Annotated in this window: 15 protein-coding genes and 3 tRNA genes; 8 read left to right on the top strand and 10 right to left on the bottom strand. The window is 53.6% G+C overall.

All coding sequences use genetic code 11. From position 1 onward, the window contains the following. Nucleotides 1–336: 336 nt before the first annotated feature. From EHW58_RS02760 to EHW58_RS02745, 4 genes are read right to left on the bottom strand one after another with little or no spacing between them, the layout of a single operon-like run. Nucleotides 337–759 carry a CBS domain-containing protein gene (locus tag EHW58_RS02760; protein WP_077605520.1) on the bottom strand — a complete coding sequence of 141 codons (423 nt, stop codon included), beginning with the start codon at nucleotides 757–759 and terminating at the stop codon, nucleotides 337–339. After that, nucleotides 756–1,106, bottom strand: a complete 351-nt coding sequence (locus tag EHW58_RS02755) for a P-II family nitrogen regulator (protein ID WP_025674528.1) — start codon at nucleotides 1,104–1,106, stop codon at nucleotides 756–758. Before EHW58_RS02755 ends, EHW58_RS02760 begins: the two co-directional genes overlap by 4 nt. A 9-nt stretch (nucleotides 1,107–1,115) precedes the next feature. Beyond that, nucleotides 1,116–1,898 carry a DUF1538 domain-containing protein gene (locus tag EHW58_RS02750; RefSeq protein WP_046073675.1) on the bottom strand — a complete coding sequence of 261 codons (783 nt, stop codon included), beginning with the start codon at nucleotides 1,896–1,898 and terminating at the stop codon, nucleotides 1,116–1,118. After that, complete coding sequence (locus EHW58_RS02745; protein WP_074213141.1) at nucleotides 1,895–2,620, bottom strand: DUF1538 domain-containing protein; 726 nt, start codon at nucleotides 2,618–2,620, stop codon at nucleotides 1,895–1,897. Before EHW58_RS02745 ends, EHW58_RS02750 begins: the two co-directional genes overlap by 4 nt. Before the next feature lie 226 nt (nucleotides 2,621–2,846). Here EHW58_RS02745 and EHW58_RS02740 point away from each other — a divergent pair, with 226 nt between their 5' ends. Further along, complete coding sequence (locus EHW58_RS02740; protein ID WP_077578575.1) at nucleotides 2,847–3,743, top strand: TIGR01777 family oxidoreductase; 897 nt, start codon at nucleotides 2,847–2,849, stop codon at nucleotides 3,741–3,743. A 115-nt stretch (nucleotides 3,744–3,858) separates the two neighbouring features. Here EHW58_RS02740 and EHW58_RS02735 read toward each other — a convergent pair whose 3' ends face one another. Then, on the bottom strand, nucleotides 3,859–6,300 hold the full coding sequence (locus tag EHW58_RS02735; protein WP_152794640.1) for an ABC transporter permease: 2,442 nt from the start codon (nucleotides 6,298–6,300) through the stop codon (nucleotides 3,859–3,861). Further along, complete coding sequence (locus EHW58_RS02730) at nucleotides 6,290–6,976, bottom strand: ABC transporter ATP-binding protein (protein ID WP_074213144.1); 687 nt, start codon at nucleotides 6,974–6,976, stop codon at nucleotides 6,290–6,292. The genes EHW58_RS02735 and EHW58_RS02730 overlap by 11 nt, the downstream gene beginning before the upstream one ends. Between EHW58_RS02730 and tesA the strand changes: the two genes are divergently transcribed. The 3 genes from tesA (at nucleotide 6,975) to EHW58_RS02715 (ending at nucleotide 9,731) form a co-directional block, all read left to right on the top strand. Next, on the top strand, nucleotides 6,975–7,589 hold the full coding sequence (tesA, locus tag EHW58_RS02725; protein ID WP_152794637.1) for a multifunctional acyl-CoA thioesterase I/protease I/lysophospholipase L1: 615 nt from the start codon (nucleotides 6,975–6,977) through the stop codon (nucleotides 7,587–7,589). The two genes, EHW58_RS02730 and tesA, sit on opposite strands and share 2 nt — an antisense overlap. Nucleotides 7,590–7,618: 29 nt before the next feature. After that, nucleotides 7,619–8,446, top strand: a complete 828-nt coding sequence (locus EHW58_RS02720; RefSeq protein ID WP_152794854.1) for an SDR family oxidoreductase — start codon at nucleotides 7,619–7,621, stop codon at nucleotides 8,444–8,446. Nucleotides 8,447–8,876: 430 nt separating this feature from the next. Beyond that, entirely contained in the window at nucleotides 8,877–9,731 is an 855-nt protein-coding gene (locus EHW58_RS02715; protein WP_046073681.1) for a co-chaperone YbbN, read from the top strand. Between the two features lie 3 nt (nucleotides 9,732–9,734). Here EHW58_RS02715 and cueR read toward each other — a convergent pair whose 3' ends face one another. Then, a complete protein-coding gene (gene cueR / locus EHW58_RS02710) occupies nucleotides 9,735–10,196 on the bottom strand; it encodes a Cu(I)-responsive transcriptional regulator (RefSeq protein WP_077578578.1) in 462 nt (153 codons plus the stop codon). A gap of 103 nt (nucleotides 10,197–10,299) precedes the next feature. Between cueR and EHW58_RS02705 the strand changes: the two genes are divergently transcribed. Together EHW58_RS02705 and EHW58_RS02700 are read left to right on the top strand one after the other, a co-directional pair. Next, on the top strand, nucleotides 10,300–13,113 hold the full coding sequence (locus EHW58_RS02705) for a cation transporter (protein WP_152794634.1): 2,814 nt from the start codon (nucleotides 10,300–10,302) through the stop codon (nucleotides 13,111–13,113). A 12-nt stretch (nucleotides 13,114–13,125) separates the two neighbouring features. Continuing rightward, on the top strand, nucleotides 13,126–13,563 hold the full coding sequence (locus EHW58_RS02700; protein ID WP_046073684.1) for a DUF411 domain-containing protein: 438 nt from the start codon (nucleotides 13,126–13,128) through the stop codon (nucleotides 13,561–13,563). Between the two features lie 53 nt (nucleotides 13,564–13,616). Here the strand turns inward: EHW58_RS02700 and EHW58_RS02695 are convergent. The 3 genes from EHW58_RS02695 to EHW58_RS02685 form a co-directional block, all read right to left on the bottom strand. Continuing rightward, nucleotides 13,617–13,693: transfer RNA gene (locus EHW58_RS02695), tRNA-Pro, on the bottom strand. A gap of 141 nt (nucleotides 13,694–13,834) precedes the next feature. Then, nucleotides 13,835–13,911 (bottom strand) — tRNA-Pro (locus EHW58_RS02690). 53 nt (nucleotides 13,912–13,964) lie between these two features. Further along, nucleotides 13,965–14,056 (bottom strand) — tRNA-Pro (locus EHW58_RS02685). A gap of 308 nt (nucleotides 14,057–14,364) precedes the next feature. Between EHW58_RS02685 and EHW58_RS02680 the strand changes: the two genes are divergently transcribed. Together EHW58_RS02680 and smrA are read left to right on the top strand one after the other, a co-directional pair. Then, nucleotides 14,365–14,502, top strand: a complete 138-nt coding sequence (locus EHW58_RS02680) for a DUF3149 domain-containing protein (protein WP_046073685.1) — start codon at nucleotides 14,365–14,367, stop codon at nucleotides 14,500–14,502. Between the two features lie 145 nt (nucleotides 14,503–14,647). Further along, nucleotides 14,648–15,232, top strand: coding sequence for a DNA endonuclease SmrA (smrA, locus tag EHW58_RS02675; protein WP_077578581.1), 585 nt, complete (start codon nucleotides 14,648–14,650; stop codon nucleotides 15,230–15,232). Nucleotides 15,233–15,269: the final 37 nt, after the last annotated feature.

The following is a 15,269-nucleotide window of genomic DNA, read 5'->3' as shown; positions in this document are numbered from 1 at the left end:
AAAAGAAGCTCATCCAGTAATTCTACTAGTGGCAGTATACCTCGCTTTCAGTGAACTTGCTTGCACACGATCTAATTTTACACACTTAGGCAAGCTAGTTTGCATGCTGTATGAGTAAAGAACTATCGGTGGGGAGTTGAATATAACTACAGCTACTAAATTCGGATAATTTTTAGTATGGTGAATACACGCCCTCCGATTACGCTGAATCTTTAGTCTAAGTCATTTCGGGGCAAAGATGGGTCAAAAGGTAAGGATTTCTTACCTGTTGCTAACACGTTTTGGGGCACAAATGAGCTAGCCACAACTCCCTTAAAAATCACAGTGACGCCTACCCTAATCCTTCCTATGCTGGCTCTCCACTTCTTCGGCGAGCATGCCGTAGATCACGATCAGATTATAACTCACCATACCGAGGACTTGGCCGTTTTCGATCACGGGGGCGCGGCTGATGCCGAAGCGTTCGAACAAACGGGCGCAGTATTTCACGTTCATATTGGGCGATACGCTGAGCGCGGGTTTGGTCATAATTTCATAAACATTCACCCGTGATGGCGCGCGGTTTTTGGCGAGCACTTTTTTGGCAATGTCGTTCATTAACACAATGCCGAATTCGTCATGCTCATCGCGCTTATTAACAATAATCGCTTTCACTTGTTGTTCGCGTGCAATGCGGATCGCTTCTTCGACCGTGGTGAGCCCATCAATACACACGGCATGGGCATGCATCACATCTCTTACCGTTTTATGTTGTTTCATAACTCGTCCTTCACCACTTCGGTTAATTCTCGCATTTGGTGGGCCACGCCCACGGCATCTTCCACATCAATTTGCACCGCGATACCACTGCCGGAGGTGGCATCAAACTCGCCCACGTCATTAATGGTTTCGAGTATGGTGCGCGCTAAGTGCTCTTCCACCAGGAAGATGGCCACGTCTCGCTGCACATCCAGCGTCAGCCCTAAAAAGGTTTTCTTTTTCACCAAGCCTTCGCCACGCGCGTTGTTAATAATGGTCGCGCCGGTGGCACCGGCTTGTCTGGCGGCATCGAGCACCGCATCGGTTTTGGCATCTTCAATAAACGCCATGATCAATTTGAACCGCATAGGCTCTCCTTACGATGAACGCTGTGCGTGCTTTTTCTGTAAATAGGCTGTGATTTGGGCATAGCCCATCACGGTGATCATCGGAAACAAACTGGCAAACGCAATTAAGCCAAACCCGTCAAGCATCGGGTTTCTTCCCGGTACGGTAGAGGCTAGCCCCAACCCCAGCGCCGTCACCAAGGGCACGGTCACGGTTGAGGTGGTCACTCCTCCAGAATCATAGGCCAAAGGCACGATAAACGGCGGGGCAAAATAGGTTTGGATCACCACCACCACATAGCCGGTGATGATGTAGTAATGAAGCGGATCGCCCACCACAATGCGGTAGCATCCTAAGGCAATCCCCATGGCGACGCCGAGCGCCACCGAGGCCCGCAAGCCGTTCACCCGAATCGCCCCACCCGACACTTTGGCCGCTTTAATCGCCACTGCAATCAATGAGGGTTCGGCCACCGTGGTGCTAAAGCCAATCGCTGCGGCAAACAGATACACCCAGTAATAGGCTTGCCAGTCGATCTCGCCGCCTGCTTTGAGTGCCGCGCCGACAAAATCGGGAGCGGTCAGCTGCTCGGCCATCGACGAACCGAGTGGAAACAATGCCAGCTCGAGCCCCATTAAAAACAGGCTCAAGCCGAGAATGACATAGAAAAAGCCGAGAAAGATCCGTTTGGGGTTGTTGAGCGCTTTGCGCAATACAAACAGCTGAAAGCCAAAGATGATCGCGATAATCGGGATCACATCGCGCACGGTGGAGAAAAAGGTGTCGAGAAACAGGGTGAGTGGATTATTCATGCCACCACCATGCCGTAGGCCATCACGAAGATCATCGGTGACAGAGAGGCAAAGGCAATCAAGCCAAAGCCATCCACCATAGGATTACGCCCTTTGATCACGGTCGCCAGTCCCACGCCGAGCGCGGTGACCAATGGCACCGTGATGGTCGAGGTGGTCACCCCACCTGAGTCGTAGGCAATGCCGATAATACTCGGCGGTGCGACCATGGTCATCGCCACCACCAACAAATAGCCGCCAATGATTAAACGGTGGATCGGCCAGCCTTTCATGATTCGCACCACCCCCAGCACAATCGCAAACCCAACCGAGAGCGCCACGGTTAGCCGCAGGCCGTTGGCATAGTTGTCTTTGGCCGCTTCGCTGGTGTGTATCATCCCGCCATTGGCGGCGACATCTGCCGCCTCTGCCGCCACCGCGGTGAGTGCGGGTTCGGCAATGGTGGTGCCAAAGCCGAGCAAAAACGCAAACGCAATCAACCAGCCTAAGCTACCTTTATGGGCAAGGGAGTGCGCCATGGATTCGCCAATCGGGAATAGCCCCATGTCTAAGCCGTATACAAATAAGGTCAGCCCGACGACTACCAGCACCAACCCAAAGGTGATGGATATCCAATTGGGCAGCGGTTGTTGCAGAACAATCACTTGAAAAAAGCCAATCACTAGGATGATGGGTAAGAGATCGCGAAAGCTTCCTAGCAATGATTTGAATAACGCTTGCATGTAGGCGACATGACTCCCTGCGCAATAGAATGAAAAACACACCTTTTATATGCCTATTTATGTTAGCACTCCCAATTTGGGGTGCGAGGAGCAGAAGAGAAAACTGCGCGATCAAACCGATTTTGGTTGCGGCACGTAACAGGATACAAAGCAATCACTTGCGCTAAGTCTAAAACCCTCTTAGCGTTAGTAATAATCACCATTACCCGACGTTAGGACATCAGGCATGAAACTCTTAATCACTGGCGGCACTGGCCTGATTGGTCAGGCGTTAATTCCACGCTTGCTGACCGAGCATCAAATCACTGTGTTATCCCGCTCCAAGCAAAAGGTCTCCCAGTGCTTTGGCGATAAGGTCACCCCGTTAGAGCGGCTTGATGACCTCCCTCACCTCAATGATATTGATGCCATTATTAATTTGGCGGGTGAGCCGATTGCCGATAAACGCTGGAGTGAGCAGCAAAAAGGGATTATCTGCACCAGCCGCTGGGGGCTAACCGAAAAACTGGTGGAGAAAATCCATGCCAGCAGCACCCCACCACACACCTTTATTAGTGGCTCGGCGGTGGGCTATTACGGCGATCAGCAAGACCGCAGCTTTGACGAAACCTTGGTGGTCCATGCCGATGATTTTGCCCAACATGTGTGTCATCAGTGGGAGAAAATTGCCTTAAAAGGCGCGTCGCAACAAACGCGGGTGTGCTTGCTGCGTACCGGCGTGGTGTTAAGCGCTGAAGGTGGTGCGCTAAAGCGGATGATGCTGCCCTATAAACTCGGGTTGGGCGGCCCAATTGGCAAAGGCCAGCAATACATGCCGTGGATTCATATTGATGATATGGTCGGTGCGATTATCCATCTGCTCAACACCCCTGAGCTCAAGGGGCCGTTTAATTGCACCGCGCCAGAGCCGGTCACCAATAAACGTTTTAGCCAGGCCCTCGCCCGTGCCTTAAAACGCCCGCATGTGTTCTTTGTCCCCACACTGGCAATTAAAACCATGATGGGCGAAGCCTCGCATTTGCTGCTCGATAGCCAGCGCGCCCTGCCTCACGCACTCGAAGATGCGGGCTTTCAATTCCAACACCCCAAGGTGGAAGAAGCCATGCAGTCACTTTTTAAATAGCGGCTTTTTCCTGCCACACCAGCGTGTTGCTTGCTAGACGTTCTGCACAAAAAAGCGGGTATCAGTTTTCTTGATACCCGCTTTGTTATCGACGAATCAGATATGTTTTATCGCGTTAACGCCGTTGCGGGTCAATCAGTTTACGCAGCATCGAGGCGACCGTGACAAACACCAGCGCCACCGCCAACACAGGCAACACCGCCCAGAGCTCAGGATGCAGGCGTACCTCCATTTCAAAGCCCCATTTCAGCAGGCCGACCATCGCCGCTTCTGCGCCGAGCACTGCCATTAAGCCCGATACAAAGGCCATCACGCCGTATTCGCTCCACAAGGTGCGTTGAATACGGGTGCGGCTCGCACCCAAAGTGCGATAGAGGTTTATCTCCTGCTGGCGTTCGCTCAGGCTGATACGCAGCAAAGTCAGTAGCAGCAGCAAGCCGCTGATCACCGCCAGCCCCGCCAAGACCGAGAGCGACAAGCCAATTTGACGCAAAATCGACTGAATACGACTGCTCATGGTGCGCAAATCAAGCAGCGTGACGGTCGGATACTCCCGTGCCAAGCGATTGAGCAGCGGTGTTTGTGATTCATCGAGCCTGAAGCTCACCAGCCAGTTAGCGGGTTTGTCGGCGAGCGTCTCGCGGTCGAAAATAAAGTAGAAGTTAGGCCGCATATTGCGCCACTCGACTTCACGAATCGAGTTCACCGTGGCGGTAAAGTCTTGGCCGGTCACGCTAAAGGTCAGGCTGTCGCCAATCTCAATCTCCAAGCGCTCGGCAATGTCCGCTTCCACCGACACGCCATTCTCGGTTGGCCAGTCTCCGGCAATCACCTCATTGTGTGACGGCAAGCTGTCACGCCAGGTAAAGTTAAGCTCGCGGCGCAAAGCCTCATCCGCTTCATCGCGCTCGGCCTCGTCGGTTGGGATCTGGTAACGCTCACCGTTTTTGCCCACCAGCCGGCCACGCACTATGGGGTAAGCATCGGAGCGCATTAGGCTGGCTTCGTCGAGTTCACCCACATAGTCTTGCTGCTCACTCGGGGCGATATTCAGCGCAAACACATTAGGCGCATCGGGCGGCAGCATCCGTCCCCAATCGGCAAGCAAATCGGTGCGCAGCAGCCAGATAATCGCCAAGAGCATAAAGGAGATCGCGAGCGCCCCTAACTGCACGCTGCTGGCCAGTTTGTTGCGGGTAATTCGGCTTAAGGCGAGCTTGACCGACGGCGCACGCACCCGTGATTTCACCAACCGGAGCAGCCCTAACCCTGCCAGCGCCAGCAAGACGATCATCACCGCCATCGCCCCCAGCACTGTCCATAGCAAGGTGTTGTCAAACGCCCACAGCGCAAGCGCCCCCACCGGTATCGCAATCAAAACAGCCGCGGTGCCACGACGGCGACGTCCGATGGCAGCCTGCGATTGCACGGCGGCCAACGCGGGCGCATCCAGCAGTTTCAGCAGCGGCACCCCCAAGGCTGGCAGCGCCACCAACAGCGCGACACCCGGCGCAAGCACCCAAGGCACCCAGCCATAGCTTGGTAATGGCGAGGGCAGCACATCGGTCAGCGGCAAGCGCAAGAGCACTTCGAGGGTGTAACCCGCCGCTAACCCCACGGCGGTGGCAAGGACAAACAATAAGGTTAACTGCCGTGCCAACCAGCGCCGCACCCATTGTTGGCTGGCACCGAGGCTTTTTAGCATCGCCACCAAGTCCGCACGGCTTTTGGCATAATGCTGACAGGTTAAGGTTAAGGTGGCCGCGGCCATCACAATCACCAGCACCACGGTTAACGACAAGTACTGACGGCTGCGATCCAGCATATCGCCAGTGCGATCGGAGGTGTTTTCATCCACCCAGCGCTCGCCATCTTGCAGCGTGTAGCTGGCTTTAGCTGCACTTAAGCTGGGCTCGTCACCGGTTAAAAAGTAGCGATAGCGCACGCGACTGCCTTCGCGCACTACGCCCGCAGCCGGCACATCGGCACGGTGCATCATCACCGCGGGCATTTGGCTAAAGGGGTTAAACGACAGCTCCGGCTCGGCGGCCAAAGTGCCGCTGACGTTCAGATCGAGATTACCAATCGAGACGGTGTCACCGGGTTTGACGCTCAGCAAACTGAACACCCGCTCAGACAGCCATAGCTCACCGGGTTGAATGCGTCGGTCACCGCCAATCGCTTGGCCGTTTTGCTCCAGCACCAAGTCGCCGCGCAGCGGATAAAGGCTATCCACCGCTTTCACGCTGACCAGCTGCATTTTTTGCTCGCTGAACGCCATGGTGCCAAAGCGGGTTTGTGCAGATACCGTAGCGCCGGCTTGTTTAAACGCATCAATTTGTTCGGTGTTAAGCGGCTGGCGAGTGCGCAACACGGTGTCGGCGGCAATCAGGTTACGCCCTTGCTGGGTGAGCACGTTTTCAATGCGATCGGCCAATGCCGATAGCGCAAACACACAGGTGATGATCAGTGCCAGCGCCACCGCTACTGGCCAAATTTGCCCGTGTAACAGTTCGCGCCACGCCCAGCGGTTGAGTAGTCCGTTTTTACTCGCCATTCACTCGCTCCTGTAGTTTGCCGCTGTCCATCATCAAGGTACGCTGACAACGCTTTGCCAGCGCCGGATCGTGGGTGACCAACACCAAGGTGGTGCCATGCTTTTCGTTCAGCTCAAACAATAAATCGATGATGGTCGCCGCGGTTTTTTGGTCAAGATTGCCGGTCGGCTCATCGGCAAACAGCACGTGCGGGCGAATAATAAATGCACGCGCCAGGGCTACCCGTTGTTGCTCCCCGCCAGACAGTTGCGACGGCAAGTGGCTTTCGCGTCCTTGTAGGCCCACCGACGCCAGCAGTTGCTTGGCGCGGGTTTCATCTTCTTCCTCACCGCGAATGGTGAGCGGCAACATCACGTTCTCAAGCGCGTTCAGTGACGGCACCAGTAAAAAACTTTGGAACACAAACCCCACCGATTCGGCACGAAGCGCCGCACGCGCATCTTCATCCAAAGTGGAAAGCTTGTGACCGAGTAGATCGACCTCGCCTTCACTGGGCGTATCTAACCCTGCAAGTAAGGTCATTAAGGTGGATTTTCCTGCGCCGGACACGCCCATTAATGCAATCGACTCGCCTGCCTCGATTTGTAGCGAGACATCCTGCAGAATGGTAAGCGGCTGTTCGCGTGTCACGACATGTTTTGCAATTTTTTCGGCTCGAATAACAGGAGAGGCCATGTTACGCATCCTTACTTTGTTGTGTTTTTTGTGGGTGAGCAGTGCCAGTGCACAAACGCTCCTTGTCCTTGGTGACAGCTTAAGCGCTGGCTACCAAATGGCGGCTGAACAATCCTGGCCTGCTAAGCTGCCGCGCGCGCTCAACGACCACGATGTCGAGGTTGAGGTGATTAATGCCAGTATTTCCGGCGACACCACCGCCAATGGCCTGCAGCGTCTGCCGCAATTATTAGAACGCCACCAGCCAGAATGGGTGCTGATTGAGCTCGGCGGCAATGATGGCCTACGCGGTTGGCCATTTAATCGTATACGAGACAACCTTAAGCAATTGATCACTCAAACCCGCGCCGCCGATGCCACGCCTTTGTTGGTGCAAATCCAAATCCCGCCTAATTATGGTCAGCGCTATGCACAAGGATTTGCTGATATTTATCCTACACTGGCAGAGCAAACACAAACCCCCTTGCTGCCCTTTTTTATGGAGACTGTGATCCAAAAGCCTGAATGGATGCGTGATGATGGCATTCACCCGATGCCGGCCGCACAACCTTGGATTGCCGATTTTATGGCAGAAAAACTCGCGCCTTACTTGTCTGACGCAACCGAATCATGAATGAGGATCTTATGGACACTGCCTCTCCGCTGAATAACGCCATTTTAATCACCGGCTGCTCCACCGGCATCGGCTATGCCTGCGCCAAAGCCTTGCATGAGCAAGGACACACGGTGATCGCCAGTTGCCGAAAGGCTGACGATGTCAGCCGTTTACAGCAAGAAGGCCTAACTTGTATTCAGTTAGATGTGTCAGACACGGCCAGCATCAACCAAGCGGTCGACACCGTCGAGCAAATGACAGGCGGCAAACTCTTTGCACTGTTTAATAACGGCGCTTACGGCCAACCGGGCGCGCTGGAAGATTTGCCCACCGACGCCTTACGCGCTCAGTTTGAGACCAATGTGTTTGGCTGGCACCATTTAACCCAAGCCTTGTTGCCGATGCTGCTTAATTATGGCGAGGGACGCATTGTGCAAAACAGCTCGGTGCTGGGTATCGTGGCATTGAAATACCGCGGCGCCTATAACGCCAGCAAATTTGCCCTCGAAGGTTGGACCGATACCTTGCGCTTAGAGCTCAGCGACACGCCGATTAAGGTGAGCTTGATTGAGCCCGGCCCAATTGAAACCGCGTTTCGTGCCAATGCACTCAGCGCCTTTAAACATTGGGTAGACCCTAATAAAAGCCGCCATCACCAGGCCTACCAAGCCCAACTTGACCGCCTTGCGGCGGATGAGGGCAGCAACAAATATACGTTGCCCGCTGACGCGCTTGTCGCACCACTGACGCATGCCTTGTTCTCGCCTCGCCCCAAAATACGTTATCGCGTGACTCAACCGACAGTGTGGATGGCAATCCTCAAACGGCTCCTTCCCAGCCGCTGGCTGGATCGGGTCTTGCTCAAAGGCGGTTGATGCAACAGCGAAAAAAACGCCAAAAAAGCGTGGTTGCTGTCGCATTTGTCATACGTTTGTCATAGACGAGCGCTAATCTGACCGTCACTGGTGGAAAACGTCCGTTAGAACATTATCCGCCAATAACGCAACACCCTAGATAACAATCATAAAGGAGCCGGCTGATGACCTTGCATCAATTGAACTGGCTCTGCTTGAGCGTCGCTTTGTGCGTGGTGCTCGTGTTGTAACTCGCACTTGCTTTGTAATGACTTCGCTTGCAGACCGACGAAATGAGCCACCCTCCGGTGGCTTTTTCGTTTTTTCTCTTTTTAATCCCTTTCGCCTTTGGTCAGAACCGTAATAACACGCCCAAATACACGCCCAGTTGCTTGAATTTCTGCACGTTTGCCCCCACCCTTAAAGCAAATCCACTTGGTCAGGATCCATGATGAACGCAAACTATATCGTCGAATTAACCGAGCATAATTTTCAGCAGATTCTCGAGTCGTCGTCTCGCACGCCGGTGCTGGTGTACTTTTGGGCGAGCATGATGCCCGAAAGCGTGGAGCTTAAACCCACGGTTGAACAAATTGCTCACGACAGTCACGGCAACTTCACACTGGCGACCATCGATTGCGAAGCGCAGCAGCTGATTGCCGCGCAGTTTGGCGTCCGCGCACTGCCAACCCTGGCGCTGTTTAAAGACGGTCAACCTGTGGATGGCCTCGCTGGCCCGCAAAATGAAGAAACCGTACGCGAGATGCTGAACAAGCACCTTCCAAGCCCAGAAGATCAAGCGTTCGAGCAAGCGCGTCAGCTTATGGCCGAAGGCAATTACACCGATGCTTTGGTGATTCTAAAGCCGCTGGAAACCAGTCACGGCGATAAGGGTGAGTACAAACTGGCGATGGCAGAATGCTTGGTCGAGACTCATCAGTTTGATGCGGCGCAAGCGCTGCTGGATACCGTGCTGATGCAAGATCAAGATGCCACCTACAAAAGCTTGGTCGCCAAGATTGAGCTACATAACCAAGCGATTGATGCGCCTGAAATCCGCCGTCTTCAGGCTCAACTCGAAGAAAACCCAGACGACGCCAACGTCGCCTATGAGCTGGCGGTGCAGTTCAATCAGATTAATCGCAGTGAAGAAGCGCTTGAGCTACTGATGAACATTCTTCGCCGCGACATGAATCATGCCGAGGGTGAAGCTAAGAAAACCCTGATGGACATCCTTACCGCGCTCGGCCAAGGCAATGAAGTGGCGTCGCGTTATCGTCGTCAGCTCTATTCGCTGCTTTACTAAATGTTAGTTTGTCACGGGCGATTCATCCCCTGATGCACAACAACTTGAGGGGCTGGCGTCCAACTCGCCTAGCTCACTGTCACCGCGCAGTGCTTCGATAATCGGGCACTGCGCGTCACCATCGCCCGGACAGGCCTGCGTTAAGGCATGCAGTGTGGTTTTCATTGCCGCCAGTTCTGCCATTTTCTCATCAATCTCTACCAATTTTGTCTCGGCACGCGCTTTGACATCGGCACTGCGTAACGACGGATCGCGCGACAACGCTAACAAATCCGCACTTTCTTCCAAGGTAAACCCCACCAATCGTGCACGGCGGATCATTTGCAGCTCACTCACGTGCTGCGCGCGATAGTCCCGATAGCCATTCTCCGCCCGATGCGGCGGGGTGATCAGCCCTTTTTGTTCGTAAAAACGAATGGTTTTGCTGGTTAGGCCGGTTTTCTCTGCCACTTGTTGAATTTTCATTTTGCTCGCTTGACCTTCCAGTAGCTATAAGGTTTACAGTTTAGCCTAACTGAAGTTGCGACAATCGCCAACATCGAATGACGTCAGGCGATAAGGAGAGGCAATGACCACCACCGACACTAACATAACCTACTACACACTGCCGCTGAGTGGCTTAAGCTGCCAAGGCTGTGTGAAAAAAGTGACAAAAGCGCTTGAGGATATCGACGGGGTTCGCATTGAAGAGATTGACACCCAGTCAGTGTCGTTAGAAGCCCTGGGTGAGAGCACTGAGTACCCACTTCGCCAGGCGGTCTCCGCGATTGAAGCGCTCGGCTATCAGGTCGGCTACCGTCACTACTTCACCTTAAGCGGGCTAAACTGCGGCCGTTGTGTGGCCAAAGTCGAAGCAGCGCTGGACGAGCAGCCCACGGTGTTTTCTCATTCGGTGAGTAAAACAGAGGCGCACGTCCACACCAGCTTAACTGCTGATACGTTGATTAAAATGGTTGATCAGCTCGGCTATCAGGCTGAGCTTGCCACCGACGATAACCAAAACACTGAAACCGGTAGTCACACAGCCTCAGACACGGTCAGTGGGCTAGAGTTAAACGCCAAGCCCAGTGACAGTGCACACAACGGCTCCGCCGCCTCTCACTCTGAACAAGCGCATTCATCCAGCGCTGACACCGCGAAAGCAACTTCCAACGTGAGCCGTCAGCAATACGTTTTATCGGGGATGACCTGTGCCAGCTGCGTAAGCAGTGTGGAAAACGCGATTAGTGGCGTTGATGGCGTGGCCAATGTGAGCGTGAATCTGGCCGAACGCAGTGCGATAGTAAAAGGCAATGCCTCACCTGATGCTATCGTTGACGCGGTGGAGAACGCTGGCTACGGCGCAGAAAAAGTCGAGGATGATAATGACCGCCGCGAGCGCCAGCAGCACCAACAAGCCGCCGAGTTAAAAAACTTTAAACGCAGTACGATAGCTGGCTTAGGTCTTGGTGGCCCAATTATGGCTTGGGGGATAGTCGGTGGCAGCATGACCATTCAATCCAGCCAAGATCAGTGGGCGTGGGGCGCGGTGGCCATCCTTACCCTCTTGCTTTTGGCTACGGGTGGCCGTCACTTCTTTGCCAATGCTTGGCAAGCGTTGATGCACAAACGCGCCACCATGGATACCTTGGTGGCGCTCGGGACGGGCGCAGCGTGGCTGTATTCTACCGCCGTCGTCGTGGCACCGGCATTATTCCCTGAACAAGCACGGCATGTGTATTTTGAAGCCTCAGCGATGATCATTGGTTTGATTAGCCTAGGCCATGCGATTGAGGCACGCGCACGTGCCAACACCTCCAAAGCGCTTGACCAGCTGCTTGATTTGCAGCCGCCCATGGCGCTGGTTATCGAGAACGGCCAGGAGACAGAGCGTCCGCTTGATAAAGTCAAACAAGGGATGACGCTTAGGGTAAAACCGGGGGCGAAAGTGCCGGTAGATGGCGAAGTGGTCGAAGGCAGCAGCTATATTGACGAGTCGATGCTCACAGGTGAGCCCGTGCCGGTCAGCAAACAGCAGGGAGACACGCTGCACGCGGGGACAGTCAACCAAAAAGGGAGCTTGACGTTTAAAGCCACCGGCGTCGGTAGCGATACCATGCTGGCACGTATTATCGATTTGGTGCGCGAAGCCCAAAGCAGTAAACCCGAGCTGGCCAAGCTTGCCGATCGCATTTCCGCGGTGTTTGTGCCCATCGTAGTGGCCATTGCGCTGATCACGGCGGCTATCTGGTATGTTGTCGGTCCAGAGCCGTCGGTCAGCTATATGCTAGTCACCGCCACGACCGTGCTAATTATCGCTTGTCCGTGCGCGCTTGGCTTGGCCACGCCTTTATCGGTGACTGCTGCGGTGGGTCGCGCCGCCGAAGTCGGGGTATTAATTCGTGATGCGGATGCGCTACAAACCGCCGCCAAACTCCACACGCTAGTGTTTGATAAAACCGGGACATTGACACGCGGCCAACCCGAAGTGACCCATTTAAAAGCGATTAACGGTGACCAAGAACGTTTAATGGCAATCGCCGCCTCGCTGGAGCAGCATTCTGAGCACCCGCTGGCGCAGGCTATTGTTAATTATGCCAAGGCACAAGATCTCTCGCTGCCAACATCAAACGACTTTAATAGCGAATCTGGCAAAGGGATCCAGGCGCAGATCGATGGGGCGCGCTACTTCATTGGCAACCAAGCCTGGATGGACGCACAAGGGATCGAGACGGCCTCCCATCAAAGCGATATCGACGCCATGACTCAGCGTGGCGAGACCGCCATCTATCTTGCCAATGCAGACAGTGTACAAGCGTTGATTGGCGTCAGTGACCCTATTCGTGACGATGCCATTGACGCGGTTGCCAACCTGCAATCGCAAGGGCTCGAAGTGATCATGCTCTCTGGTGACCATCCTGATACCGCCAATGCCATTGGTCGTCAGCTAGGCATTGATCATGTGATTGCTGGGGTGCTTCCCGATGGTAAATCGGAACAAATTCAACATCTGCAACAGCAAGGCAAGCGTGTGGCGATGGTCGGCGATGGCATTAACGATGCCCCTGCACTAGCACAAGCCGATGTGGGTGTCGCCATGGGCAGTGGCAGTGATATTGCCATAGAAAGTGCGCAAATCACCTTGATGCACCAGCACCTAGGGGCATTGGCCAACGCGATTGCTTTGTCTCAAGCCGCCGTGCGCAATATGAAGCAGAACCTCTTTGGGGCCTTTATTTATAACACCTTAGGGATCCCAGTCGCGGCCGGCATCCTTTATCCATTCACTGGCATGTTGCTCAGCCCGGTGATAGCAGGGGGCGCGATGGCGCTGTCTTCGATTACGGTTGTCACCAACGCCAATCGACTACGTTTTTTCAAAATAAAATCAGACGATAAGTAACAAGGAGCGATAATGAAGCGTTTACAATTACTTGCAGCGACAGTGGGCCTGATGAGTGCCTCAGCGATGGCCGCGAGCGGCGTGGTGTATAAATCGCCCAGCTGTGGCTGTTGCGACGATTGGGTTGAGCACATGGCGCAAGCCGGTTTTGAGCTGGAGGTTAAACCGCATGACGATATGGCGTCCATTAAGCAAGAAATGGGCGTGCCTGCGGAGATGCAATCGTGCCATACCGCACGTATCAACGGCTATGTGATTGAGGGGCATGTGCCAGCCAAAGAGGTGAAAAAGCTACTCGCTACCAATACTGGGTTAGAAGGTCTCGCTGTCGCTGGCATGCCGATCGGCTCGCCAGGCATGGAATATGGCGACCGTCACCAGCCCTACACAGTGATGGCGTTTGATGACGCAGGCAACACGCAAGCCTTCCAGCATTACCCAAAACCATAAACACCCTGCCACTATAACGACAAAACCCCAGCCAAAAGGCTGGGGTTTCTTGTTGGTCGGTGAAGAGGGATTCGAACCCCCGACCCTCTGGTCCCAAACCAGATGCGCTACCAAACTGCGCTATTCACCGTTAATGCTTTTTACGTCAACCAAGTAACCTTCGATCACTCAGTTTCAAAATAATGGTCGGTGAAGAGGGCTTTGATGGGGCGGCCCCCGCGCGACCGGGCTTCCGGCCCCCGACCAAACGCGCTCTCCACTACCTAAATAGTGGTCGGTGAAGAGGGATTCGAACCCCCGACCCTCTGGTCCCAAACCAGATGCGCTACCAAACTGCGCTATTCACCGACAATGTTCTTTACATCAGCCAAGCAACCCTAGATTACCGAGCTTAAAAATAGTGGTCGGTGAAGAAGGATTCGATTGGACCGGCTTCCGGCCCCCGACCCTCTGGTCCCAAACCAGATGCGCTACCAAACTGCGCTATTCACCGACATCTCTGACAAGTTTTACGAATAGGTATCAAACTTGTCAAGCAGCTTAGTATGCGTTTAAGTGCATCCTGCCTGCTGAGGTCGCCTATCATACTCAAGCACCGCGAAACCTCAAGCCCTCGCCGTGTATTTTTTCACTTAAGCGCATTAAACGGTGAAACTCGCATCAGTTGCGCGCAGTTTGTGATCGGATCGTTGTTAACAAATGTTGATAATTTGTTCGACATTTCTCTTGATCCTGATCAGTATTCAACCCGCTTCCTATTGGCATCCTGACCCTACATTAACGGACACGAGGGTACAGACTATGGACTTTTGGCTTGATCTACTTTTCGGCAACGCCGTGGGCTTGTCATCCATGATTGTCATCATCTGTACATTTGGCCTGATCAGCTTTTTCGGCGGCTATTTTGTCTACAAAGTGATGACTTCCAAACCTCAATAACCTGTTTTATTGCCTACCTATCTTTAAGCATAATTGCTTAACCTGGAGTTGCATGGTTGGTCACAGAGTGTGGCTCTAGGTTTCTTTTTTTATTTTCGTTTATACTGTCCCCAAATGACTCCACGACGCACATGGCACTGTAGTGATGAGTGATAAAAACGAGTTTGAGCTGTTTCGAGAAATGATGTCAGATGTGGCGCCCATCAAGCAGGACAAGGTTGAGGAGCAAACAGGCTCGCATCAGCCCACTGAGGCCCAGCTTGCACGCCAACAGGCCGCACAGAAACTGGCAAACAGCGATCCTGAATACCTGTCGCTCGAGTACGCCCAGATGGTGAAGCCCGACGAGGTGATGGCTTACAAACGCGATGGCGTACAGGATGGCGTGTTTCGTAAACTACGACTGGGAAAATATGACGTCAACGCAAGGCTCGACCTGCATAAGATGTCATTGGAAAAAGCCCGAGATGAAATTTTACGTTTTTTAAAACAATGCCAGCGTATGGATGTGCGCACCGTGATTATTGTGCATGGAAAAGGCGAGCGCAGTAACCCACAGGCAATGATGAAAAGCTATGTCTGTCAGTGGCTACAACAAATTTCAGATGTGCTCTGCTACCACTCGGCACTGCGTCATCAAGGCGGCACCGGTGCGTTGTATGTGATGCTCAAAAAAAGCCAAGAGAAAAAGCTAGAAACCCGCGAACGTCACTTAAGCCACCGCCCTTAAAAGCAAAAAGACTGGCCACTTGCCAGTCTTTTTATTA

It is taken from the genome of Salinivibrio sp. VYel1 (assembly GCF_009377945.1).
GTDB lineage: Bacteria > Pseudomonadota > Gammaproteobacteria > Enterobacterales > Vibrionaceae > Salinivibrio > Salinivibrio siamensis.
Note: the sequence above shows the minus strand (reverse complement) of the source record. Positions and strands in the feature narration are given on the sequence as shown.

Excerpts from the sequence above, each read along its gene's own strand:
- EHW58_RS02735 (WP_152794640.1), bottom strand. The coding sequence starts at position 6,300 with ATGGCGAGTAAAAACGGACTACTCAACCGCTGGGCGTGGCGCGAACTG.
- EHW58_RS02755 (WP_025674528.1), bottom strand. The coding sequence starts at position 1,106 with ATGCGGTTCAAATTGATCATGGCGTTTATTGAAGATGCCAAAACCGAT.
- EHW58_RS02745 (WP_074213141.1), bottom strand. The coding sequence starts at position 2,620 with ATGCAAGCGTTATTCAAATCATTGCTAGGAAGCTTTCGCGATCTCTTA.
- EHW58_RS02750 (WP_046073675.1), bottom strand. The coding sequence starts at position 1,898 with ATGAATAATCCACTCACCCTGTTTCTCGACACCTTTTTCTCCACCGTG.
- EHW58_RS02730 (WP_074213144.1), bottom strand. The coding sequence starts at position 6,976 with ATGGCCTCTCCTGTTATTCGAGCCGAAAAAATTGCAAAACATGTCGTG.
- cueR (WP_077578578.1), bottom strand. The coding sequence starts at position 10,196 with ATGAAAATTCAACAAGTGGCAGAGAAAACCGGCCTAACCAGCAAAACC.
- EHW58_RS02740 (WP_077578575.1), top strand. The coding sequence starts at position 2,847 with ATGAAACTCTTAATCACTGGCGGCACTGGCCTGATTGGTCAGGCGTTA.
- EHW58_RS02680 (WP_046073685.1), top strand. The coding sequence starts at position 14,365 with ATGGACTTTTGGCTTGATCTACTTTTCGGCAACGCCGTGGGCTTGTCA.
- tesA (WP_152794637.1), top strand. The coding sequence starts at position 6,975 with ATGTTACGCATCCTTACTTTGTTGTGTTTTTTGTGGGTGAGCAGTGCC.
- smrA (WP_077578581.1), top strand. The coding sequence starts at position 14,648 with ATGAGTGATAAAAACGAGTTTGAGCTGTTTCGAGAAATGATGTCAGAT.
- EHW58_RS02705 (WP_152794634.1), top strand. The coding sequence starts at position 10,300 with ATGACCACCACCGACACTAACATAACCTACTACACACTGCCGCTGAGT.
- EHW58_RS02700 (WP_046073684.1), top strand. The coding sequence starts at position 13,126 with ATGAAGCGTTTACAATTACTTGCAGCGACAGTGGGCCTGATGAGTGCC.
- EHW58_RS02715 (WP_046073681.1), top strand. The coding sequence starts at position 8,877 with ATGAACGCAAACTATATCGTCGAATTAACCGAGCATAATTTTCAGCAG.
- EHW58_RS02760 (WP_077605520.1), bottom strand. The coding sequence starts at position 759 with ATGAAACAACATAAAACGGTAAGAGATGTGATGCATGCCCATGCCGTG.